Consider the following 23,043-nt stretch of genomic DNA (forward strand, 5'->3'; position numbering starts at 1 on the left):
GTGCGGGCCCGACCGGACGGGGCCCCCGCCGAGGCCGCGGCCCCCGGCCCGCGCAGGCGGTGTGCCCGCGGTCACGCCGAGGCCGCCGCGCCTCCCGCCGCCGCGCGCAGGGCGTCGTCGACGGCCTCGATCGCCCGCAGGACGGCCGCCATCCGCTTGCCCTCGGCCTGGTAGGCGTTCATGACCTGGTCGAGGGCGTGGGGCGGCAGGTGGTCGCGCAGGTCCACGCGGGCCGTGCGGTAGCCCTGGCGGGCGCCCTCAAGCGTGGCCGCCACATGCTGACGCGCCAGCCGCGAGAGCGCGACCGGGTGCCGGCGCAGGACGCCGTGCAGCCGGTAGTCGGCGGGCACCTGGTCGAACAGCCACACGGTGGCGGTCTGCTCGAACGACTCCGAGCCCGGAGGATGCACGCTCTCCGGCCAATCCGGAGATAACTGCTGGTCAGGCATGCAATACAGCATACCCGACAGTAGTACAGACGTTCGATGGGACGAAGGTCCGAAGCGCCCCGCTCGGCCGATCCGCCACCGCGCCCGCCGGCGGCGCGGCCGCCGGGGAAGGCCGGACACGCGCCCGCTCCAGGGGTCCGTTCCACCACGCGTGGAGGGGTCGCCGAAGGGCGGCGAGGCGCACGCCCGGGCACATCCGAGGACCCGCCGGAGCGGAGTCGCCCCCGAGGCCGGCGGCAACACGGACCCGCGGGCGCGCCGCACCCGCGCGCACGCAGCGGAGTGCGCCCGGCGCCCCCTGCCGGGGCGGCGGGCGCGCTCCGCCTACGACTGCGGCGCGGACCGGCACACCCAGCCCCCGGGTCCCGGTGCGCCGCGCGGCGGGTGCGGACGCCCCCGCCGCTCCACTCCCCCGTACTCCGCCCGCCCGCATCGTGCGGACCGCTCCGCCCGACCGGCCTGGTCAGCCCGGCGTCCGCCGCTACTCCACCTGGCCCTCCGGGGACGGCGCCTCCACCGGCGAGGGGCCGATGTCGTCCGTCGCCACCGGGCTCTCCCCCTCGTGCTTGCGCCGCTCGACCTCCACGCGGATCGCGTACTCCGCCGCGTCCACGGCCGCGCGGGCGGTGATGGCGTTGGTGTGCGCCCGTTCCAGCTCGCCCAGGGCGATGCAGTCGAACGACACGCGGGCGTCGTGGATGGCGGCCTCCAGCTGGCGTCCCGCTTCATCCAGGCTCATGGTCTCCCCTTCTCTGCGTTCGCGCGGTCGGATCGGCCGCGACGGTCGGGTTCCGGGTGCTCCATGCGCGAATCATCCACCGGGAGGAACCGCGCGTTACGGGTGTCTACCCGCGTGACGGGGGCTCATGTCGCCGCCACCGCCCCGGCCGGGCCGGCAACGCGGTGACCTGCGGATTCACCGCCGACACCGCGCGCGCTACCCCGCGCTCCGCCCCGCTATGCCCTCACCCGCGCCCGCCCGCCGCGCCCGCCCGCCGCCGGACCGCCGCCCGGGCCGGCCGCGGGGCCCCCGGCGTGCGCGGAACCCCTGAGCTGCGCGGGATCGTCGGTGCCCGCCGCTAGCATGACCGGGACTCGAAGAAAGCAGGGGGACACCATGCGCAACCGCTACCCGGGCACCTGTACCAGCTGCGGCACCTCGGTCGAGGCCGAGGCGGGGGTCGTCCTCAAGCAGGACGGCCGGTGGCGCACCTACTGCGCCGAACACGAGCCGCGCCCCACTCCCCCTCCGCGCGCCGACCACCTCGGCTGGCACACCGGCGTCCTCGCCGGCTTCGACTGCGAGACCTCCTCGCGCGACCCCCGCGAGGCGTTCCTGGTCTCGGCCGCCATGGTCGACTCCTCGGGCACCGCCCGCACGTGGCTGGTCGACCCCGGCGACCGCCGCATCCCCGACGACGCCATCGCCGTCCACGGCATCACCAACGAACGCGCCCGCGCCGAGGGCATGCCCGCCGTCAAGGCGCTGGAGGAGATCGCCGACGCCGTCTGCACCCACCTCCTCGCCCAGCGCGGCCTCGTCATCTTCAACGCCCCCTTCGACCTCCGGGTCCTCGCGGGCGAGCTGAAGCGGCACGACCTCACGCCGCTGACCGACCGGCTCGGCGGCGCCGCGCCCGCACCGATCATCGACCCCCTGGTCATCGACCGCGGCGCCGACCCCTACCGCCGGGGCCCGCGCAACCTCTCGGCCATGTGCGAGTTCTACGGGGTCGACCTCCACGACGCCCACACCGCCAGCGGCGACGCGTCGGCGTGCCTGGCCCTGGCCCGCGAGATCGGCGCCCGCCGCCCCGAGATCGCCGCCCTCGACCTGCCCGTGCTGCACCAGCGCCAGGTCGAGTGGGCCGCCGCCTTCGCGCGCGACCGCCAGGAGTGGCTCGACAAGCGCCGCCCCGGCCACGGCACGGTCGTCGACGGCACCTGGCCCTACACGCACACCGACTGACCGCCGGCTGACCCGCCGCGCACCCCGCCCGGATGGCGGCGGCCTACAGCGCCGTGGTCGCCGCCACCGTGCTGCTGGGGCCGGCCGTGGTCGCCGTGGCCGCCCGCATCGGCCGGCACCACCCCGGACTCGCCGCCTGGGGAGGCACGCTGACGCTGCTGGGCCTGTTCGCCCGGGCGTTCCACGCCGGCGCGGGCCACCTGGCCTTCCAACTCGTGCGGTCCAGCGGTCCAGCGGTGCCACCGAGGGCTACGGCGCCTACCACGTCGTCAGCGCGCTGAACGCGGCCGTCCTCGCCGGGTGGGTGGTGCCGGCCTTCGGCGCGTGGCGGTCGCGCGTGCTCGGGCCGGTGGGTGCGGCGGCGCTGGCTCCGGCGCGGGTGCCCTGCCGGAGGCGGTCACCGCGCGGGAGCGCGATGTGCTGGTGCCGGCGGCGCGCGGGCTGTCCAATGCCGAGATCGCCGCCGAGCCGCACGTGGGCGCGGCAACGGTCAAGACCCACATCGGTCGGCTGCTGGCCAAGCTCGGCGCCCGGGACCGCGCGCAACTGGTGATCGCGGCGTACGAGTCCGGCGTGGTGCGGGCCGACGGCGCCGACTGACCCGCTGCGCCCCGGCGCGGCGATGCGGGGAGCCGCCAGCCCCGGGCGGCGGGCGCCTTCCGCATGCGCGCCGCGGTGCGGGGTAGCGGCCGCGGGGTCCGTACCCCGAGTGGAGAAGGAGGTCCGCCGTGCTCCGCCTGGTCCTCATCCTGCTGGCGATCTGGCTCGTCCTGGCGATCCTCGGCGCGGTCGTCCGGGGCCTCATCTGGCTGACCGTCCTGGCGGCGGTGCTCTTCGTCGTCACCGCCGCGTGGGGCTGGTGGCAGCGCCAGCGCGGCTCGACCCGCTGACGGCCGGGCCGCGCGCCGCGGTCCGGCGCTCCGCCGTGCGGCGCCCGCGCCCCCTGGGCGCCGACGCTGGCGGCCCCGGTCGGCTAGTGGCGCAGGCCGATGGTGGCGCTGGCGCGGCGCCGGTCGGTGGGCAGCCACGGCAGCGGTACCAGGTCGGCCAGGAAGCCGTAGTCGCGCGCCAGCCGCCGGTCGGCCTCGGAGCGGCCCGCGTGCACCTGCCCCCACCAGGCCGCGATGTCGGCCCAGCCGGGCGCCGACAGCGAGCCGCCGGTGTGCTGCAGCGACAGCGCCGCCGCCAGGTTGGCGAAGCGCAGCCGCTGTTCCAGCGGCCAGTGCGCCAGCGTCCCGACGATGAACGCCGCGCCGAACACGTCGCCCGCGCCGGTGGTGTCGATGGCCTCCAGCACCAGCCCCTCGACCTCGGCCGACTCCCCCGTGCACTGGTCCACGGCGAGCGCGCCGCGCGGGCCGTCGGTGACCACCGCCACCGGCACGTACTCCGCCAGCGCCGACAGCGCCGAGGCGGGACTTCCGGTGCGGGTGTAGGACATCGCCTCGATGGCGTTGGGCATGAACGCGTGGCAGTACCGCAACTGCTCCAGCACCGACCCGCTCCAGGCCCCGCTGTCGTCCCACCCCACGTCGGCGAAGATCCGGGCCCCGTACTCCGCCTGATCGCGCGCCCACTTCGGCACGCCGTGGTCCTCGTCGAGGCTGACGAACGCCGCGCGGGCCCGCGGCAGGGCGCAGGCCATCTCCTCCTGGGGCACCGGCGAGGGGTGCTCGTGGGTCACCATGCTGCGGTCGCCCCGGTAGGCCAGGGAGACGGTGAACGGCGAGTGCCAGTTGGGGATGCGGCGCGACGCCGACAGGTCCACCCGTTCCTGGGTCTCCAGGGTCTCCCAGACGAAGTCGCCGTAGACGTCCTCGCCGAAGGCGGCGGCGACCGCCGTGCGCAGGCCCAGCCGCGAGGCCGCCACCGCGAGGTTGGCCACCCCGCCCGGGCAGGAGCCCATGCCCTCGGCGCCGACCTCGGTGCCCGAGGCGGGCGGCGCGGCCAGGCCGGTGAGCACGATGTCGAAGAAGACCGTGCCGCTCAGCGCGAGGTCGATCGCGGGGCCGTCGGCCGCGCGGTTGCCGGCGAGCACGTCGTGCGGCTTGCCCACCAGGGGCGCCGACTCCAGCTTGCCCCTGGCCTTGCCCGAGAGGTGGGGCTTGGCGGGCCGGTGCGCCTTGCCCGCCCGGCGCGCCCTGCCCGCCTCGCCGCCCGTCTGCCCGTCCACGGGCGTGTGCGCGTCCACCGCCATGGTCATCCCCGCAATCGCCGGCCCCGTTACCTGTGTCCAGGTGTGCAGGGTACGCAAGCCGGACCCTCCCGGCACACCCGCGCCACCCGCATCCCCGGGCACACTACGGTGATCATGACGGCGCCACCGGCGGAAAGGAGACACGAAGGTGCGGCTGGCGATCCTGGGCGGCGGCGGGTTCCGGGTGCCCCTGGTGCACCGCGCGCTGCTGGCCGACACCCTGCGGGGCGGCGCCGTGGTGACCGAGGTGGTGCTGCACGACACCGACGAGCACCGGCTGCGCGGCATCGGCGCGGTGCTGGAGCGCCAGCGCGACGCGCACCGCGCGGCACACGGCGAGCCGCCGCTGACGGTACGGGTCGAGACCGACCTCGGGCGGGCGGTCGAGGGCAGCGGGGTGGTGTTCTCGGCCGTCCGCGTGGGGGCCATGGCGGGCCGCGTCAGCGACGAGCGCGTGGCGCTGGGGGCGGGGGTGCTCGGGCAGGAGACGGTCGGGGCGGGCGGAATCAGCTACGGGCTGCGCACCGTGCCCGTAGCCGAGCGCATCGCCCGCACCGTCGCCGAGCGGGCGCCCGGCGCCTGGGTCGTCAACTTCACCAACCCGGCCGGGCTGGTCACCGAGGCGATGTCGGCGGTGCTGGGCGACCGCGTCATCGGCATCTGCGACTCCCCCGTGGGCCTGGGCCGGCGCGCCGCCCGCGCGCTGGGCCTGGACCCCGCGCGGGTCGAACTCGACTACGCGGGCCTCAACCACCTGGGCTGGCTGCGCGGGCTGCGCAGCGGCGGGCGCGATCGGCTGCCCGACCTGCTGGCCGACACCGCCGCGCTGGAGTCCTTCGAGGAGGGGCGGCTGTTCGGCGCGGAGTGGCTGCGCGCGCTGGGGGCGCTGCCCAACGAGTACCTGCACTACTACTACTGGTCGCGCGAGGCGGAGGCCGCGGCGGCGGAGGCCGCGCGGGCGGGCCGCACGCGCGGCGAGGAGCTGGCGGCCCAGCAGCGCGGGTTCTACCGGGAGGCGGCCGAGCGCCCCGAGGCCGCGCTGGAGCTGTGGGAGCGGGCGCGGCTGGAGCGCGAGCGCGGCTACATGGCCGACAACCGCCGCGCGGCGGGCGGCGTGGACCGCGCCGAGGAGGACCTGGCCGGCGGCGGCTACGAGGAGGTGGCGCTGGCGGTGATGCGGGCGGTGGCGCTGGACGAGCCGGCGCGGCTGGTGCTCGACGTGCGCAACCGGGGCGCGCTCGCCGGCCTGGACGACGACGCGGTGGTCGAGGTGCCCTGTGTGGTCGACGCCAACGGCGCGCGGCCGCTGGCGGTGGCGCCGCTGAGCGGGCACCAGCTCGGCCTGGTCCAGACGGTGAAGGGGGTGGAGCGCGACGTGCTGGCGGCCGTTCGCACGGGGTCGCGGGCGCGGGCGCTGCGGGCGTTCGCCACGCACCCGCTGGTGGGGTCGGTGGGCAGGGCGCGCGCGCTGCTGGAGGGCTACCTTGAGGCGTTCCCCGGACTGCGGGACGTGCTGCCCCGCGCCTAGGGCGGCGCGCGGGCGGCGGAGGAGGGACGGCGGCCGCCCGGAGGGGGACCGGACGGCCGCCGGACTTGGGGGCGGGGTCAGCGCCCGCGGTCGCGCAGGCTCTCGACGGCCGCGCGCAGCGCGCTCAGCTCGTCCGGGCGGCGGCGCTCGACCGCCACGGCGGAGTCGACGCGCGTGCGGTGCAGGATGGGCAGGTAGGCCGCCGCGCGCGCGGCGGCCGGCAGGGCTCGGTCGCGGGGGCCACCGCCTTACGCCCGGTCGTCGGCCGGCCGCGGGTTTTCGGCGACCCGCGCCTGGCGCTCGATGTAGGACCGGAGGGCGCGCCATTCGATCCGGCGGTTGCGGCGGATCTTGACCGAGGCGAGGTCGCCGCAGGCGATCAGCTCGCGTACCGTGCGCACCGAGACGTTCAGCGCGCAGGCGGTGTCGGCGACGGTCAGCAGCCACTGCGGGTGCTCGCCGTCGCGGCAGACGTAGGCGGGGGCGTTGGGCCCGGAGCCGAAGAAATGGTAGGAGCGGTCGCAGCCGGAATCGGCACCGTCGGGGCCGTGACCAGGGCTGTCGGCACGGCCGGGGGCACTCCGGTGCTCGGCGCGGGTTTCCTCGGACTGAGTGGGAATGTTATCCTGCCAATCGAACTTGTTTGACATCAGTCTCCTTTGAGATGTGCTGAAGGTGTGCTGTCCGTGCATCTGGGTCGAACAGTTCGCACCCCGGCTTCTGGTGTGCCAGCACCAAGGCCGGGGTCTTTTCGTTCTCGGGTAGACGAGCGACGAAGGAACGTAGCTCATTCGTACTTGAGAAGGCGAAAACCCTGCGGGAGGATCCCGCGTCTCCTATAAGTGGATCCGGGCGAGCGGGCGGGCGCCAGAGCGCTCCGCGCGGCCGAGGAGGTGCGATGTACCTCCTTCTCCAGCCCGACACAGCCGAGATTACAGGATGATCACCGGTGGAGCAATCCACCAGCGGCCGCACCCAGCGCACATCTTGATCAACTCCGCTCATACGCACTTTCGTGCACGTCAGTGCACTTTCCCGCCGTTTCTCCAGCAGGGGAACGCGCCGAAATTCCGTTTTGTGGCGAAGCCGGTCGCCCACACCGCCACATCGCCATAAAACAGGACAGGAATGCCGGAATTTCCAGAGTGAAATGAATTCAATTCCCGCCGGGATGGCCTGTCGTGGCCATCACGGGCGGCCGGTGGCGCGGATCCGCCGCACGATGTGCGCAGCACGCTCCTCGTCGGCGCCGGTGGCGTCGCGCACCGCGCCGACGGCCTCGTTGCCGCGCCCCTGGGCGAGCAGCGCCCGCACCCGCTCCACGTCCTCCGCCGACAGCGGAACCGCGGGCGCGCCCGGCTCCTCCAGCAGGGTGTAGCCGCCCGCGGGCGGCACGGCCCCCGCCGCCTCCACGGCCGGCGCGGGCGCCCCGCCGTCGTCGACCGCCCCGCCCGAGCGCCGCAGCCGACCGGTCACCCAACTCCCCAGCCCCAGCACGGCCACCGCGCCCAGCAGGGCCAGCAGCATCATCAGCAGGCTCATACCGGGCCTGTACCCACGCCAGCGCCCCTCAGCCGCACGCGCGCCCCGCCGTCCCGCACGGGAAGGGGGCGGGCGCGCGGGAGCGCCCCACGGGACCGGGCCGCGGACCCGCGCCGCTGACACGGCGAAGGCCCCCTCCGGGGACCGGAGGGGGCCTTGGGCGGAGCCGCCTGTCGGAATCGAACCGACGACCTATTCATTACGAGTGAATCGCTCTACCGACTGAGCTAAGGCGGCACGGCCCCGACCAGCGGGGCGGTGCCCAGTCTAACGTGTTCCGGCGGCGGGCCGGTACACGGATTCGGGGGCGGTCGGGGCGGGGGCTACTCGGGGCAGACGGTGCCGTCGGCGGGCGGGTCGGCGCGCAGGAGGTAGGTGTCGACGGCGGTGTCCACGCAGGGGTCGCCTCGCAGGTAGGCGGTGTGGCCGTCGCCCTCGCGGGTGAGCAGGACGCCGGAGTCAAGGTCGCCGGCCAGGGCCTCGGCCCACGCGTAGGGGGTGGCGTTGTCGCGCGTGGTGCCCACCACCAGGATGGGCGCGGCGCCGGGGGCGTCCAGCGGCTCGGGGTCGGCGACCGCGTCCTGGGGCCAGTAGGCGCAGGTGAGCGCACCCCAGGTGAGGCCGGCGCCGAAGACCGGCGAGGCGTCCTCGGCGTCGGCGACGGCATCGGTGTAGGCGTCGACGGCGCGCGGCGCGGGGCGGTCGGAGCAGTTCACCGCCACCAGCGCCGAGGTGTAGTTGGCGTAGTGCCGGGGGTCGTCGCGGTTGTAGAGGTCGCCCGCCAGCCGCAGGAGTCCGGTGCCGTCGCCGTCGAAGGCGTCGGCCAGTGCGGTGCTCAGCCGGGGCCAGTAGGACTCGCTGTAGAGGGCCGAGAGCACGCCCAGCTCCAGCCACGAGCGGCGGGCCTCAAGGCCGTTGTCGAGGCCGTTGCGCAGCGGGCGCCGCCCGGCGGTGTCGAGCATGTCCTCGATGCGGTCGATGCCGGACTCCACGGAGTCGCCGGAGCCGCCCAGCGGGCAGTCGGGGAGGTCCAGGCAGTGGGCGGTGAACGCGCGCAGCGCGGTCTCGGAGCCCTGGGCCTGCTGCACGCCGAGGTCGACCACGTCCAGGGAGGGGTCCATGGCGCCGTCGAGGACCAGCGCACGCACGCGGTCGGGGAACAGGTCGGCGTAGTGGGCGCCGAGGTAGGTGCCGTAGGACTTGCCGAGGTAGGTCAGGCGGTGGTCGCCCAGGGCGGCGCGCAGGACGTCCATGTCGCGGGCGACGTTGGCGGTGCCCAGGTGGCGCATCAGCTCGCCGGCGCGCTCGCGGCAGCCGGCGACGAAGGCGCGGTTGGTGTCGACGAGTTCGGCCACGCCCGCGGCGGTGAGTTCGGCGGGGTCGGAGTCGCCGTCGCGGCTGAGGTAGTCGACGCCGAGGAAGTCGTCCATGGCGGCGGGCTCCAGGCAGGTGATCGGCGAACTGCGCCCCACGCCGCGGGGGTCGAAGCCGACCACGTCGAAGCGGTCGCGCACGTCGGCGCTGACGGCGGAGGGCGCCATGGCGGCGTAGTCGAAGCCCGAGCCGCCCGGCCCGCCGGGGTTCACGACCAGGGAGCCCAGCGGGTCGCCGGAGGCCGCGGGCAGGCGGCGCACCGCGATGTCAAGGCGCTCGCCCCCGGGGTCGGCGTAGTCGAGCGGGACCTCGAACGCGCCGCACTCGAAGCCGTCGCCGCAGTCGGACCAGGCGATCTCCTGGTCGTAGAACGCGGCCAGGCCGCCGGGGGCGTCCTCGGAGCCGCCGGGGCGGTTGGGCCCGCCGCAGCCCGCGAGCACCACCGCCAGAGCAAGTGCCGCGCAGGCCGCGCGCCGCGCGCGCGGGCCGCGGCGCACCGCGGGTTCGGCCACCGTCCCCATGTCCACGCCGCAACCCTAGCCGCGCCGCGCCCGCCCGCGCGCCGGTTGTCCACAGGCTGTGCGCCCGGCCCGCCCGGTGGGAGGGGTCAGCCCTGGTACAGGGCGGCGGTCATGGCCTCCATGGCGATCTGCGGGTGCACGTTGGCGGCGATCCGGGCGCGGCAGGTCATGACGGCGTCGATGCGGCGCAGGGTGGACTCGGGCGTGGAGGAGCGGGCGACCCGCTGGAGGTCGACCTGGTGCGCGGCCGTGGACAGCTCCACCCGCGCGCCCAGCTGCACGGCCAGCACGTCGCGGTAGAACGCCACCAGGTCCATCAGCGCGAGGTCGTAGGTGTCGCGCTTGATGCGCGTGGCCCGCCGCTTCTGCTGCTCCTCAAGGTCCTTCAGCGCCCCGGCCGCGCCGCGCACGGCCTTGGCCACGCCCTTGCCGGTGGAGCCCTCGCCGAAGGCGGCCTTGAGGTCGGAGCGCTCCTGGTCGTCAAGGCCGGCGGTGGTGGCCTTGGCCTCGGCCTCGGCCAGCTCGTAGAGGCGGGCGGCGGCGGCCACGCACGCACCCGTGCCGTCCAAGCGCGCCGGGATGGCCAGGACCTCCGAGCGGCGCTCGCGCGCGGCGGGGTCGGTGGCCAGCTGCCGGGCGCGCTCCACGTGCCCGGCGGCCGCCCGCGCGGCCTCGGCCGCCTGGTCGGGGGCCACCCCGTGGCGGTTGACGAGCAGGTCGACGACCGCCTGGGTGGGCGGGGTGCGCAGGGTCACCAGGCGGCAGCGCGAGCGGATGGTGACGAGCAGGTCCTCGGCGGTGGGCGTGCACAGCAGCCACACGGTGCGCGGCGAGGGCTCCTCGACCGCCTTGAGCAGGGCGTTGGACGCGGCCTCGGTGGCGCGGTCGGCGTCCTCGAACAGCACGATCCGGAACCGGCCGCCGGTGGGCCGCGACGCGGCGCGCAGCACGAGTTCGCGGGTCTTGTCGACGCCGAAGCTGAGCCCGCTGGGCCGCACGTAGAGCACGTCGGGGTGGGTGCCGGCCATCACCTGGTGGCAGGAGTCGCAGCGGCCGCAGCCGGTGTCGGGTGCCTCTGGGCACTGGAGGGCGGCGGCGAAGGCGCGCGCGGCCTCGGCGCGGCCCGACCCCGGCGGGCCGGTGAAGAGCCAGGCGTGGGTCATGCCCTCGCCGGCGCCGCCGGCCAGCAGGCCGCCGGCCCCGCGCACGGCACCGCGCAGCTGGTCGACCACGGAGTCCTGGCCGACCAGGTCATCGAAGACGCTCACCCGACCCAGCATAGGCAGTCCCGCCGACACCCCCGCCCGGCGGCACCGCGCCGACCCGGCCCCGTGGAAGCACGCCGGCCGCCGAGGGGCGGACCCCTCGGCGGCCGGTACGCGGCGGCGCCGCGGCGCTAGTCCTTGATCGTGGGCAGCATGCCGGTGATCGCCTCGGCGTCCTTGGGCACCGGGTCGGGCAGGATCGGCCGCAGCCGCCGCTGGATCGCGCGGGTGATCTCCTCGGCGGGCTCGCGGGCGTCCAGCACCAGGTAGCGGGCGGGGTCGCGGTCGGCCAGGTCGCGGAAGCCCTTGCGGACCCGCGCGTGGAACTCCGCGGACTCCGCCTCCATGCGGTCGGTGCTGCCGCCCAGCCGGGCCAGGCCCTCGTCCGGCGGGATGTCCAGCAGGACGGTCAGGTCGGGCGCCAACTCGCCGGTGGCCCACTCGTTGATCCGCTCGACCTCCTCGCGCACCAGTTCGCGGCCGGCGCCCTGGTAGGCGAGTGTGGAGTCGATGTAGCGGTCGCTGATGACGATCGCACCGCGCCGCAGCGCCGGGAGGATGACCTTGGAGACGTGCTCGGCCCGGTCGGCCGCGTACAGCAGCGCCTCGGCCCGCGCCGACATGCCGGTGTGCTCGCGGTCCAGCAGCAGCGCGCGCAGCCGCATGCCCAGCTTGGTGGAGCCGGGCTCGCGGGTCGAGACGACCTCGAAGCCCTCCTCGCGCAGCCACACCGACAGCTGTCCCACCTGCGTGGACTTCCCGGCGCCCTCGCCGCCCTCCAGGACGATGAAGGTGCCCGGCGGCCGCTCCTCCTCGGCGGTGTCGGCCGGCAGCGGCACGCCGCGCAGCGCGGCGAACAGCTCCCGGCGCAGCGGGACGTCGGCGCCGGTGTCGACCCGGCGCGCGGCCAGGAACCCGGCCGCCAGGACCGCCACGGCGGCGATGAGCAGCACCGCGCCGGTGCCCAGGAACTCATACGTCAGCTCGCCCAGCCGCAGCGTGTGGTCGCCGACGGCGGCGGCCAGCAGCGGCGCGGCGACCATGACGAGCAGCAGCTGGGCGCGCGCCACGGCGCTGAGGTAGCCCAGCGTGCGGGTGCGGACGTCGTCCTCCAGCTCCTGGGCCATGAGGGTCAGCCCGGTGACCCAGGAGACGCCGGCCGCCACACCCGCCGCGGTCACCAGCACCGCGGCCAGCGCCATGTTCGGGATGAGCCCGGTGACCAGCAGCGCGAGGCCGGAGGCGGCGATCCCGACGCCGAAGAGGCGGGCCCGGCTCAGGTGGCGCAGGATGCGCGGCCCGGCCATCATGCCCAGCGCCATGCCCGCGAACGCCGCGCCGAACAGCACGGCGAACCCGGCGTTGCCCGCGCCCAGGCCGGCCGCGTGCACGCGGCCCACGCCCGCCACCGCCGCGACGGCCGGGAAGACGCCGGCCATACCGGTCAGCAGCCCGCGCACCAGCGGCGTGGTGGCGGCGAACCGGCCGCCCTGCCACAGGGTGCGCAGCAGGTTCTCGGGGCGGAAGCGCTCCTTGGCCGGGCGCTGGGCACCCGGACCGGGCGGCAGCTCCGGGCCCGGCGGGATCTCGGCCCCGGCGGGCACCAGCGGCGCGGTGCGGTCGTCGCCGGCCGCGGCCTGCTCGCCGGTGGTGGCCAGCGGCGCGGTGCGCTCGTTGCTCTCGGCGGCGTGCCCGCCCGTGGTGGCCAGCGGCGCGGTGCGCTCGTTGGCCAGCGGGTCGGTGGTGCGCAGCGGCGTGGTGCGCTCGTTGTCGGGCGGGGGCGCCACCGGGACCTCGCGGGTGGCCGCCGACGCGCTCGGCTTGGGCGCGGCGGTCGGCGGGGTCTCCAGGCTCTCGCGGCGCGAGGCCGGCAGCAGCCAGGCCGTGACGGCGGCGGCGACGAACACCACCCCGGCGGCGTAGAGCGCGGCGTCGGCCTGCGGGTTGAGGAAAGCGTCGCCCGCGGGCGCCCGGCCGCCCGGCAGCGCGGCGCCGATGAGCCAGCTCAGCGACGCCAGCAGCGCGAACAGCGCGGCGGCCACCGGGGCGGCGCCGTAGGCGGTCAGCAGGCCCAGGCGGGCGGCCTGCGGCACCTTCTTCTTGGGGACCAGGTCGGTGAGCGCGGCGTCCTTGGCCGGGGTCCACGCCAGGGCGGCGAGCTCGGCGAGGAAGCCGGCGATCAGCAGCCAGTCCAGCCGCCCTGCGATGGGGATGGAGAGGTAGAGGAGGCCGCGCAGGGCGTCGGCGGCGACCATGGTCAGGCGCCGGTCGAACCGGTCGGCGAGCAGCCCGCTGAGCGGGCTCAGCAGCACCGGCGGGCCGAGCTTCACGGCGGCGGCGCCCGCGATCGCGTAGGACCGCGTCAGCGGGTCGAGGTCGCGGGTGAGGACCGCGGCCAGCGCGACAAGAGCGAGCAGGCCGAGCCAGTCGCCGAGACTGGAGAGCGACAGCGAGATCCACAGGCGGCGGAACGGCTTGATCGCGAGGACACCGCGCGCTTCGCCCGGCGCTCCAAAGGGGGCAGATCTGCTCATAGCGGTGAGGGTATCGACTGTTCTGATACGGGGACGTGGGCTGTGCGACGGCCGAGGCCGGATGGTGCGGCGGCCCGACGGGGCCGGACGGTGCGGCGGCGCCGGGACTCCAGCGCCAGCCTAGTGCGAAACGTGAAGAAGGCGGCCGCGCGCTCGGCGCGGGCGTGCGGCGCTCGCGGGCGCCGCCGCCCCGCGGGGCGATACAGCGTTCGCGGAACTGTACTGCCGGGGCGGTGCGGGCGCCACCCCGGCACGCGGCCGGGCGGGGACCGGCGCGGCGCCCTGCCGGCCTCCGTGCGGCGGACCGGCTCCGCCGACCACGCCCGCCGGGGCTCCGGTGGCACGGCGGAGGCGGGACCCCGCCGGGGGCGCCGCGCGCGGCAGGGCGCGTATCCGTACGGCCCGCGCTAGGCGCCCGCGCCGCCCTTGGGCGTGCCGTCCTTGGCGCCGGCGCCCGACCTCGCCTTGGCCGCCGGCTTCTTGGCCGTGGTGGTGGCGGACTTCTTCGCGGTGCTCCGCTTGGCGGGCGCCTTCTTCGCCGGGGCCTTGGCCCGCCGCTCGGCCAGCAGCTCGGCCGCGCGGGCGTCGGTGATGGACTCCACCTCGTCGCCCTTGCGCAGCGAGGCGTTGGTCTCGCCGTCGGTGACGTAGGGGCCGAACCGGCCGTCCTTGATCACCATCGGCTTGCCGGTCTCGGGGTCGTTGCCCAGCTCGCGCAGCGGCGCCGCGGCCGCCGCGCGCCGCCCGCGCTGCTTGGGCTTGGAGAACAGCTCGCGGGCCTGCTCGATGGTGACCGTGAACATCTGCTCCTCGGTCTCCAGGGAGCGGCTGTCGGTGCCCTTGCGCAGGTAGGGGCCGAACCGGCCGTTCTGCGCGGTGACCTCCTCGCCGTCGATCTCGCCGACCACGCGCGGCAGGGACAGCAGCCGCAGCGCGTCCTCCAGCGTGACCGTGTCCAGCGACATCGACTTCAGCAGCGAGGCGGTGCGCGGCTTGGCCTGCGCCTTCGCCTTGGACCTGGCCTTGGCCCCGCCCGCCTCGGCGGAGTCGTCGGGCTCCTCCAGCACCTCGGTGACGTAGGGGCCGAAGCGGCCGTTGCGCGCCACGATCCGCCGCCCGGTCTCAGGGTCGGTGCCCAGTTCGCGGTCGCCGCTGGGCTGGGCGAACAGCTCCTCGGCCTTCTCGGGGGTCAGCTCGTCGGGGGCGATGTCCTCGGGGATGTTCACCCGCTGGCCGTCGCTCAGGCGCTCCATGTAGGGGCCGTAGCGGCCGACCCGGATGACGATGTCGGTGCCGGCCAGCGGGAAGGAGCTGACCTCCTTGGGGTCGATCTCGCTGAGCTGGTCGTCGACCAGCGTCTTGAGGCCGGTCTCCTCCTCGGCGCCGAAGTAGAACCGGCGCAGCCACGGCACGCTCTCGGTCTCGCCGCGGGCGATGTCGTCGAGCATGTCCTCCATGCGCGCGGTGAAGTCGTAGTCGACCAGGTTGCCGAAGTGCCGCTCCATCAGCTGCACCACCGCGAACGCCAGGAACGACGGCACCAGGGCCGAGCCCTTCTTGAACACGTAGCCGCGGTCGAGGATGGTGCCGATGATCGAGGCGTAGGTGGAGGGCCGGCCGATCTCGCGGTCCTCCAGCTCCTTGACCAGGCTCGCCTCGGTGTAGCGCGCCGGCGGGCGGGTGCTGTGGCCCTCGGCCTCCAGGGCCTCGGCCTTGAGGGGGTCGCCCTCCTCCATCGGGGGCAGGCGGCGCTCGCGGTCGTCCAGCTCGGCGTTGGGGTCGTCGGAGCCCTCGACGTAGGCCTTGAGGAACCCGTGGAAGCTGATGATCTTGCCGGTGGCGGTGAACTCCGCGACCTCGCCTGTGCTGGAGGTGCCCTCGACCTTCACCGTGACCGACTCGCCCACGGCGTCCTTCATCTGGGAGGCGACGGTGCGCTTCCAGATCAGCTCGTAGAGGCGGAACTCCGCGCCCGACAGGCCGGTCTCGGCGGGCGTGCGGAAGGTGTCGCCGGCGGGGCGGATGGCCTCGTGGGCCTCCTGGGCGTTCTTGACCTTGCTGGCGTAGACGCGCGGCTTGGCGGGGACGTAGTCGGCGCCGTAGAGGCGGGTGGCCTGGTCGCGCGCCGCGGCCACGGCGCTCTCCGACAGCGTGGTGCTGTCGGTGCGCATGTAGGTGATGAAGCCGTTCTCGTAGAGCCGCTGGGCCACCTGCATGGTCTGCTTGGACGACAGGTTCAGCTTGCGCGACGCCTCCTGCTGGAGGGTGGTGGTGCGGAACGGCGCGTAGGGCGAGCGCTTGTAGGGCTTGCTCTCGACCGTGCGGACCGCGAAGTCGCTGCCGTCGAGCCGGCGCACCAGGCCGCGCGCCGCGTCCTCGTCCAGGTGCAGCACGCCCGCGGCCGAACGGAGCTCGCCGGCGCTGGTGAAGTCGCGGCCCACGGCCACGCGGGCGCCGTCGACCGACACCAGGTGGGCGGTGAAGGCGGCGGGGTCGTCGCCGGTGCCCCGGCCCGACACGGAGTCGAAGACCGCCTTGACGCCCCAGTAGTCGGCGGGCACGAACGCGATCCGCTCGCGCTCGCGCTCGACCACCAGGCGGGTGGCCACCGACTGCACCCGGCCCGCCGACAGCTTGGGCATGACCTTCTTCCACAGGACCGGCGAGACCTCGTAGCCGTAGAGGCGGTCGAGGATGCGCCGGGTCTCCTGGGCGTTGACCAGCCGGAGGTTGAGGTCGCGGGTGTTCTCGGCGGCGCGGCGGATGGCGTCCTTGGTGATCTCGTTGAAGACCATGCGCCGGACGGGGACCTTGGGCTTGAGCTCCTCGCGCAGGTGCCAGGCGATGGCCTCGCCCTCGCGGTCCTCATCGGTGGCGAGGAAGAGTTCGTCGGCCTCGCTCAGCAGCTCCTTGAGCCGCTTGACCTGAGACTTCTTGTCGGTGTTGACGACGTAGAGGGGCTCGAAGTCGTGGTCGACGTCGACACCGAGCCGCGCCCACGGCTCACCCTTGTAGCGCGCCGGGATCTCGGCGGCCTTGGTGGGCAGGTCGCGGATGTGGCCGATGCTGGACTCCACGACGTATCCCCGGCCGAGGTAGCCGGCGATGGTCTTCGCCTTGGCGGGCGACTCGACGATGACGAGGCGGTTGCCGCCCCGCCGCTCACTGTCGTTCGAGCCGTTGTCGCCGGCGCTGCCCTTCTTGGGTGGCACGCTCTTCCCCTACATCTCGCCTTGCGCTGTCTGTGTGCGACCGGTCAACGCGGATCGCCGGCCGATGGATTCCCAGCCACTGACGGTAACCGACGACACCGCGCCGCGCCGCCCGCGTCGGCGTGATCGGTCGCTCCCGCGCCGCGGCGGGCGGCGGCCGGCCGCGGCGTCGCGGCGCTCACGTGTACGAACGGTATGGCACGAACGCGCATGGCGGTCGCAGAATAAGAATGATGCTTGAGTACGAATACCGGGAGATCCGCTTCCCGCGCGGCACGTCGCGTAACGCCACCCGACAGGCGCTGACCGACCAGGCCGAGTACGGGAAATGGGAACTTGCCCGGGTACGCCTGTTCCCCGACGGAAGCCGCAAGGTGACACTGCGCCGGAAGATCATCCGGCAACTCCGCTTGTTGTGATTTACGACACAGTTCTCTCGGTGTGCGGCGGCGGTGGCCGGATCCGGTCCGCCCGCCCCAGCACAGCGGCGAGCCCCCTCGGAGCGTCCGAGAGGGCTCGCCGTCGCCGCGTCGCGGTCCGCCGCCGCACCCGCCCACCGGTCCACCACGACCGTGCGGCAGGAGAGCGCGGCGCCGACCGGGACGCCTCCGCACCGGTTGACGCGGCCGATGGCCGCCCGCCGCCCGCCGGTCCACCACGACCTTTGCGGCGGGACGGCCGCGGCACCGGCCGCTCAGCCGGTTCCTTCATCTGGCGCGGCCGACCCGCCCGCGTGGCGGGGCGCCGCGCGCCGGGCTACAGGCCCAGCGACTCGGTGGCCTGGCCGACCGCGTCGAGGCTCGCCGCCTCGCCCGTGGCGGCCTGGGGCAGGCCCGACAGCTCGCCCGGCTGCGGCAGGTCGACGGGCACCTGCGACTCCACGGCCTCGCTGCCGGGGATCTCGGCGGGCACCTCGGCCTGCAGCGGCAGCACCTGGGTGGGGTCGGGCAGCTCGCTGCGCAGCGGCAGCTCGCTGGTGACCTGGCCGACGACCTCGCCCGGCGCGGGCAGGCCCGGCTGCTCGGGCGCGGTCCGCTCGGCCGCGGGGGCCGCCTGCTCGTGGGAGGTGTGGCGCACCCCGCCGCCGGAGCCCTCGACCACCGCGGCACCGGTGTCCTCGGACGCCGCGCCGGCCACGCCCAGCACGGCCGAGACGGCGTTGCCGGAGATGTTGACGGGGATGTCGCCGTCGACGACCGCCTGGTTGCCGCCCAGGATCGACCCGTTGCCGCTGGTGGAGACCTCGTCGCCGCCCTTGTCCAGGATCACGGCGCCGGTGTCGTCGGAGGCCGCGCCCGCGACCCCGCCGACCGCGCCCACCGCGTTGCCCGAGATGTTCACCGGGATGTCCAGGGGCACCACGAGCTGGTTGCCGCCCAGGATCGAGCCGTTGCCCGAGGTGCTGACCTCGTCGCCGCCGTGGCCGGCGCGCTGGTGCACGACCTCGCTCTCCTGGCCCGCTCGCTGGTGCAGGATGGGGCCGGCGTCGATGCTGCGCGAGCTGATGTGGATGGGGCGGCCCAGGCCGCTCAGGGTGTCGACCAGGAGGCCGGCACCGGGCTCCGGGGCGGCCTGCGCCGTGCGGTGGTAGCCGTCGGCCTTGGCGCTGCCGGCCGCCTGGCCCAGGTCCAGGCCGGCGCCGCGGTGCGCGCCGTGGCCGTGGTGGTGGCCGTGGTGGCCCCCCTCCAGCACCAGCGCGCCGGTGTCCTCGGAGGCCGCGCCGGCCACGCCCAGCACCGCGGAGACGGCGTTGCCGGAGATGTTGACGGGGATGTCGCCGTCGATGACGGCCTGGTTGCCGCCCAGGATCGACCCGTTGCCGCTGGTGGAGACGTCGTCGCTCTGGTGGTGGCGGTGGCCGTGCTCCAGGACCGCCGCGCCGGTGTCGTCGGAGGCGGCGCCGGCCACGCCCAGCACCGCCGCCACGGCGTTGCCGGAGATGTTGACCGGCACCTCGCCGTCGATGACGGCCTGGTTGCCGCCCAGGATCGACCCGTTGCCCGTGGTGCTGGGGCCCTCGGCGGCGTGGTCGTGGATGACCGCGCCGGTGTCGTCGGAGCGGGCGCCGGAGACGCCGCCGATCAGGCTCACCGCGTTGCCCGACACGTTCACCGGCACGTCGAGGTTGCCGACGAGCTGGTTGCCGCCGCCGATGGAGCCGTTGCCCGAGGTGGTGGCGGTGCTGTCGGCGAAGGAGACGCCGGTGCCGAAGGCGACGAACCCGGCCGCCACCGCAGCGGCCGTGGCGGAGGTGCGAACCCACTTACCCATGTGGGAGGTTCCTTTCGAAACGTAGATGCAGCTGAGAGTGAGATGGATCGTGTACGGCCGCGGCCGGGCGCGCTCCTGGCGGGAGCGGCGCGTGCCGTGCCGAAGACGTCGTCCCGTGGCCGCGCACCTGGGGGGTACGTGCCGTGTGGAACGGAAGGCGGGCCGGGCCGCCGCGCTGGTCCGCGCGGAGGCCGTGCCGCACACTCGGGCAGCTCCCCTCCGGCTGAGGAGAGGCTGACGTGAGCCCCGCGGCCTGGCCGCGTCGCGGGACTCGCGTCAGCCCCCGGTCCACGCGGACCGGGAAGCCGATGCGCCGGGTCAGGCCGAGCGCCGGCCCCGGCGGCGGACCGCCAGGAGGATCCCGGCGCCGGCCACCAGGGCGGCGAGGGCGCCGGCCACCAGCGGCAGCACGCCCATGCCGGTGAGCGGGAGTTGGTCGCCGGCGGCGGCCGGGTCGTCCGCCGCGGGCGCGGCGCCGTCGTCGTCGGCGGCGGCGTCGACCCGGGCGGCCGCGGGCGGGGCGGAGTCGGGGGCGCCGGCCTCGCCCTTGGTCTCCGTCGGCGCGCTTGCGGGGGTGGACGGACTGGGTTCGGGCGAGGCGGGCGAGTCCTGCGGGATGGTCGGGTCCTCGGGCTTGGTCTGGTCCTGGGTGCCGGGGGCCGGCGCCGCGCCGTCCGAGCAGGAGGCGCCGGCGGTGCCGAGCACGGCCACCGCGTTGCCGCAGACGTTGACGGGGATGTCGCCGTCGACGACCGCCTGGTTGCCGCCCAGGATCGACCCGTTGCCGCTGGTGGTGGTGCCGCCGTCGTTGCCGCGGACGTGCGCGCCGGAGCCGGGGCCGCTGCCGCCGCCGTGGCCCCCGTAGCCGTCGGGGTGGTCGGAGTGGCCGGAGCCGGTGGAGGCCCCGCCGCCCTGGCACTGGGCTCCGGCGGTGCCGAGCACGGCCACCGCGTTGCCGCAGACGTTCACCGGCACGTCGGCGTCGGCACCGAGCTGGTTTCCCCCTCCGATGGAGCCGTTGCCGCTCGTGGTGGTGTCGGCGTGGCTGACGGGTGCGACGGAGAAGAGGCCGGCCGCGATGAGGGCGGCGAACACTGTCGTGGTTTTCCTGGACATGTGACGAATCCTTGAAGTCGGTCCGATACGAGGAAGACAGCAGCGAATGCGCAGAGCGTCGGGCGGCGGGAGCCCGCGGCGGTGAGTGTGCGCGGCCCGACGGCGGGCACGCTGAAGCGCGCCGCGAGTCAGGCGTGCGCGGTCAGCACGCCGGTGCGGCGCTGACTAGTCAGGAGAGAACGACGGGTCGTCCGCCGTGTAGCGGACGACCACGGACGGGTCGTCCGGCAGCGCGACGCGCTGCGCGATGAGCCCGAGCGTGTGGCCGCGGGTCATCAGGAAGCCCGCGGGAGCCGCGGGGAAGGGCGAGGACGACACCGCGCCGGTGGAGTCGGAGGTGTCGTGCCAGGCCGGGGCGGCGGCGGGAGCCGAACCGCCCGCGGAGTCGGCCGAGCGGGCGGCCGCGGCCCCCGCGGTGTCGACGGCGTAGCCGAACGGGCCCTCGGCGGGGCCGGCGGGTGCCGTGCGCTCCGAGGCGGGCCTGGCGTTGGGCTCGGCCGCGGACGCGCGGGCCTCGGGCACCGGCAGCGGCTCGGCGCCGATGGCGGCGGGCGGACCGGCCGACGGGAACAGGGTGGTGCCGACCACGCCGAGGTCGACCGGGGATCCGGCGCCTACCGCCTGCCCCAGCCGGTCGTTGAGCCGGGCGGTCTCACCGGTCAGGCCCTGGTGGACGGGGCCGGTGAGCCGGGACTCGCGCAGCGAGCGGTCGGCGAACCCGCCGACGCGGCTGCCCGCCTCGACGGTGCCGGTGACGACCTCGCCGGTGCCGCGGGCGGCCCGCTCGACGACGTCGCGGGCTCCGGCGCCGGCGGCTTCGCCGGTGCGGGCCACGGTGCCGAGGAGCCGGCCGCCGCGCCGGGAGTCGCCCGGGGCGGCGGCGCCGGAGTCGGCGCGGTGCTCGGCGAGCGCGGCGCCGATGGCGGAGGGCAGCGGGCCGCCGAGCGGTCCGCTGCCGCGCACGGCGCCGCCGGAGGCACCGGAGGCGCCCTCGGGTGCGCCGCCGGCGACCGGGCCGCCGTCGGCCGGGGCCGGGGCGGCGGACGCGGATTCGGCGGTCTGGGCCGCGGCCTCCGCCTGTGCGGACTCCGCGTGGCCGCGTGCGACGGCCGCGCCGACCTGCTGGACGGGGGCGGCGTCGGTGATCTCCGAGACGGACGCGAGGCCGGCGCCGGGGAGCTCGTCGGCCGCGACGGCGACGACTCCGCCCAGCAGCCAGCCCACGGCGGCGATCCCGCTCAGCACGCCCAGGCGCAGGAGGGTGTCGCCCACGGGACGGCAGCCCGCGAGGGCGGGACCGACCCGCCGCTTGCGCACTCCGAGCACCATGGACCCTCTTCCGCTGAACACGCTGACGACCGGGACGACGCGCCGCGCGAAGGCGACGGGAGATCCGGCCGGTAAGCCGACCGGAGGCGGCGTGGGACACCGCGGGACCGGCCGAGGAGCACCGCTCCTGCCAACCGAAAGTCACCATAGCATCACCGAACGCAATGCCGGGTGAGAAACGAAGGAACCCCGCGGAATTTCCCGCGGGGTTCCCCAAGGACCGCCGCAAAAGGGATGATCGGCAGGTCAGGCGGCACATCGCCGTTCATCGGCCATCGGGTTCCACACCGCCCGAACCGCCGAGCACCGGCACGCGGCCGGGGCCGCGCGGCCGCGCCTGCGGGGCACGCGGAGCGCGGCGCGGCGGGCGCGGACGGGGCCGAGCGGAGCCGGCTCAGCTCAGGTCGATGAAGCGGTCCAGGACCCGGACGCCGAACCGCAGCCCGTCCACCGGCACCCGCTCGTCCACGCCGTGGAACATCCCGGAGAAGTTCAGCTCCGGAGGCAGCCGCAGCGGCGCGAAACCGTAGTTCTTGATGCCCAGGGTCTGGAGGCTCTTGGCGTCGGTGCCGCCCGAAAGGCAGTAGGGCACCGCCTTGGCGCCGTCGTCCTCGGCCATCAGCGCCTGCGACATCGCGCTGACGATCCCGCCCTCGAACTCGGTCTCGACGGCGGGCAGGTGGTGGATGAACTCGCGGGTGACCTTGGGCCCCAGAAGGCGGTCGACCTCGGCGAAGAACTCGTCCTCAAGCCCGGGCAGGAACCGGCCGTCGACCTCGGCGGTGGCCGTGCCGGGGATGACGTTGGCCTTGTAGCCGCCGTTGAGCACGGTGGGGTTGACGGTGTGGCGCAGGGTGGCGCCGATCATACCGGCGACCGTGCCCAGCCGGGCGACGGTGGCCTCGACGTCGTCCTCGTCGAACGGGATCGCGAACTCGGCGCAGACCTCTTCGAGGAACGTCCGCACGGTGGTGGTGAGCTGGACGGGGAACCGGTGCCGGCCGAGCCGGGCGACCGCGTCGGCCAGTTCGGTCACGGCGTTGTCGTCGTTGACCATGGACCCGTGCCCGGCGGTGCCGCGCGCCTTGAGGCGCATCCAGGCGATGCCCTTCTCGGCGGTCTCGATCAGGTAGAGGCGCCGGTTCTCGGCGACGGTGACGCTGAAGCCGCCGACCTCGCTGATGGCCTCGCTGCAGTCGGCGAACAGCTCGGGGTGCTGGTCCACGAGCCATTTGGCGCCCCAGGTGCCGCCGGCCTCCTCGTCGGCCAGGAAGGCGAGCACGATGTCGCGGGGCGGCGTGCGCCCCTCGCGCAGCCGCTGCCGCAGGACGGCCAGGACCATGGCGTCCATGTCCTTCATGTCCACGGCGCCGCGGCCCCAGACGCACCCGTCGACCAGTTCGCCCGCGAAGGGGTGGTGCGTCCAGTCGGCGGCGTCGGCCGGCACCACGTCGAGGTGCCCGTGGATGAGCAGCGGCGCCCGCCCGGGGTCGGCCCCGGGTATGCGCGCGACCACGCTGCTGCGGCCCGGGTGGGACTCGTAGACGGCCGGCTCCACGCCGACCTCGTCCAGCTTCTCGGCCACGTACTCGGCCGCCGCCCGCTCCCCGGGACCGGAGTGGTCCCCGTAGTTGGACGTATCGATGGCGATGAGTTCCCGGCAGAGGTCCACGACCTCGTCCTCGGCCTTCACCCCCGCGTCACGCGCGTCCGCCATGCGCACCCCGCCTCCACTC

Annotated in this window: 19 protein-coding genes and 1 tRNA gene; 6 read left to right on the top strand and 14 right to left on the bottom strand. The window is 75.4% G+C overall.

All coding sequences use genetic code 11. The features are described from left to right. Positions 1–71: 71 nt before the first annotated feature. Both HNR12_RS13485 and HNR12_RS13490 read right to left on the bottom strand, forming a co-directional pair. Entirely contained in the window at positions 72–461 is a 390-nt protein-coding gene (locus HNR12_RS13485; protein WP_179767811.1) for a hypothetical protein, read from the bottom strand. 469 nt (positions 462–930) lie between these two features. Next, positions 931–1,188: a hypothetical protein gene (locus HNR12_RS13490; protein WP_179765511.1), complete on the bottom strand. Its 258-nt coding sequence runs from the start codon at positions 1,186–1,188 to the stop codon at positions 931–933. 378 nt (positions 1,189–1,566) lie between these two features. On the opposite strand from HNR12_RS13490, the gene HNR12_RS13495 reads away from it, so the two are divergent. The 4 genes from HNR12_RS13495 (at position 1,567) to HNR12_RS13510 (ending at position 3,308) form a co-directional block, all read left to right on the top strand. Further along, positions 1,567–2,418, top strand: a complete 852-nt coding sequence (locus HNR12_RS13495; RefSeq protein WP_179767812.1) for an exonuclease domain-containing protein — start codon at positions 1,567–1,569, stop codon at positions 2,416–2,418. A 32-nt stretch (positions 2,419–2,450) separates the two neighbouring features. Beyond that, the gene (locus tag HNR12_RS13500) at positions 2,451–2,699 is read left to right on the top strand and encodes a hypothetical protein (RefSeq protein ID WP_179767813.1); all 249 of its coding nucleotides are present in this window, start codon (positions 2,451–2,453) and stop codon (positions 2,697–2,699) included. A 43-nt stretch (positions 2,700–2,742) separates the two neighbouring features. Continuing rightward, positions 2,743–3,018, top strand: a complete 276-nt coding sequence (locus tag HNR12_RS13505) for a response regulator transcription factor (RefSeq protein ID WP_394353913.1) — start codon at positions 2,743–2,745, stop codon at positions 3,016–3,018. Between the two features lie 128 nt (positions 3,019–3,146). Further along, the gene (locus tag HNR12_RS13510; protein WP_179767815.1) at positions 3,147–3,308 is read left to right on the top strand and encodes a hypothetical protein; all 162 of its coding nucleotides are present in this window, start codon (positions 3,147–3,149) and stop codon (positions 3,306–3,308) included. A gap of 83 nt (positions 3,309–3,391) precedes the next feature. Here HNR12_RS13510 and HNR12_RS13515 read toward each other — a convergent pair whose 3' ends face one another. Further along, positions 3,392–4,621 (bottom strand): carbohydrate kinase family protein, encoded by a 1,230-nt coding sequence (locus HNR12_RS13515; protein WP_246425073.1) that lies wholly within the window; start codon positions 4,619–4,621, stop codon positions 3,392–3,394. Positions 4,622–4,763: 142 nt separating this feature from the next. Here HNR12_RS13515 and HNR12_RS13520 point away from each other — a divergent pair, with 142 nt between their 5' ends. Continuing rightward, complete coding sequence (locus HNR12_RS13520; RefSeq protein ID WP_179767816.1) at positions 4,764–6,143, top strand: 6-phospho-beta-glucosidase; 1,380 nt, start codon at positions 4,764–4,766, stop codon at positions 6,141–6,143. 248 nt (positions 6,144–6,391) lie between these two features. Here HNR12_RS13520 and HNR12_RS13525 read toward each other — a convergent pair whose 3' ends face one another. The 7 genes from HNR12_RS13525 to topA all read right to left on the bottom strand — a co-directional run bounded on the left by HNR12_RS13525 (position 6,392) and on the right by topA (position 16,591). Further along, positions 6,392–6,793: a helix-turn-helix domain-containing protein gene (locus tag HNR12_RS13525; protein WP_179767817.1), complete on the bottom strand. Its 402-nt coding sequence runs from the start codon at positions 6,791–6,793 to the stop codon at positions 6,392–6,394. 538 nt (positions 6,794–7,331) lie between these two features. Then, on the bottom strand, positions 7,332–7,685 hold the full coding sequence (locus tag HNR12_RS13530; protein WP_179767818.1) for a hypothetical protein: 354 nt from the start codon (positions 7,683–7,685) through the stop codon (positions 7,332–7,334). Between the two features lie 164 nt (positions 7,686–7,849). Next, positions 7,850–7,922, bottom strand: a tRNA-Thr gene (locus HNR12_RS13535). A gap of 86 nt (positions 7,923–8,008) precedes the next feature. Then, on the bottom strand, positions 8,009–9,580 hold the full coding sequence (locus tag HNR12_RS13540) for an alpha/beta hydrolase (RefSeq protein ID WP_179770601.1): 1,572 nt from the start codon (positions 9,578–9,580) through the stop codon (positions 8,009–8,011). Between the two features lie 86 nt (positions 9,581–9,666). Next, positions 9,667–10,848, bottom strand: coding sequence for a DNA polymerase III subunit delta' (locus HNR12_RS13545; RefSeq protein ID WP_179767819.1), 1,182 nt, complete (start codon positions 10,846–10,848; stop codon positions 9,667–9,669). A gap of 128 nt (positions 10,849–10,976) precedes the next feature. Further along, a complete protein-coding gene (tmk, locus tag HNR12_RS13550; RefSeq protein ID WP_179767820.1) occupies positions 10,977–13,379 on the bottom strand; it encodes a dTMP kinase in 2,403 nt (800 codons plus the stop codon). 407 nt (positions 13,380–13,786) lie between these two features. Next, the gene (topA, locus tag HNR12_RS13555) at positions 13,787–16,591 is read right to left on the bottom strand and encodes a type I DNA topoisomerase (protein WP_179767821.1); all 2,805 of its coding nucleotides are present in this window, start codon (positions 16,589–16,591) and stop codon (positions 13,787–13,789) included. A gap of 233 nt (positions 16,592–16,824) precedes the next feature. Between topA and HNR12_RS13560 the strand changes: the two genes are divergently transcribed. Next, positions 16,825–17,010: a DUF5703 family protein gene (locus HNR12_RS13560; RefSeq protein ID WP_179767822.1), complete on the top strand. Its 186-nt coding sequence runs from the start codon at positions 16,825–16,827 to the stop codon at positions 17,008–17,010. Between the two features lie 337 nt (positions 17,011–17,347). Here the strand turns inward: HNR12_RS13560 and HNR12_RS13565 are convergent, their stop codons facing one another. The 4 genes from HNR12_RS13565 to HNR12_RS13580 form a co-directional block, all read right to left on the bottom strand. Then, a complete protein-coding gene (locus HNR12_RS13565) occupies positions 17,348–18,862 on the bottom strand; it encodes a chaplin family protein (protein ID WP_179767823.1) in 1,515 nt (504 codons plus the stop codon). Between the two features lie 318 nt (positions 18,863–19,180). After that, positions 19,181–19,978, bottom strand: coding sequence for a chaplin family protein (locus tag HNR12_RS13570; protein ID WP_179767824.1), 798 nt, complete (start codon positions 19,976–19,978; stop codon positions 19,181–19,183). Positions 19,979–20,143: 165 nt separating this feature from the next. Then, on the bottom strand, positions 20,144–21,307 hold the full coding sequence (locus HNR12_RS13575; RefSeq protein ID WP_179767825.1) for a hypothetical protein: 1,164 nt from the start codon (positions 21,305–21,307) through the stop codon (positions 20,144–20,146). Positions 21,308–21,701: 394 nt separating this feature from the next. After that, complete coding sequence (locus tag HNR12_RS13580; RefSeq protein WP_179767826.1) at positions 21,702–23,024, bottom strand: M20/M25/M40 family metallo-hydrolase; 1,323 nt, start codon at positions 23,022–23,024, stop codon at positions 21,702–21,704. Positions 23,025–23,043 lie beyond the last annotated feature (19 nt).

Source organism: Streptomonospora nanhaiensis, from assembly GCF_013410565.1.
Classification (GTDB): Bacteria; Actinomycetota; Actinomycetes; order Streptosporangiales; family Streptosporangiaceae; genus Streptomonospora; species Streptomonospora nanhaiensis.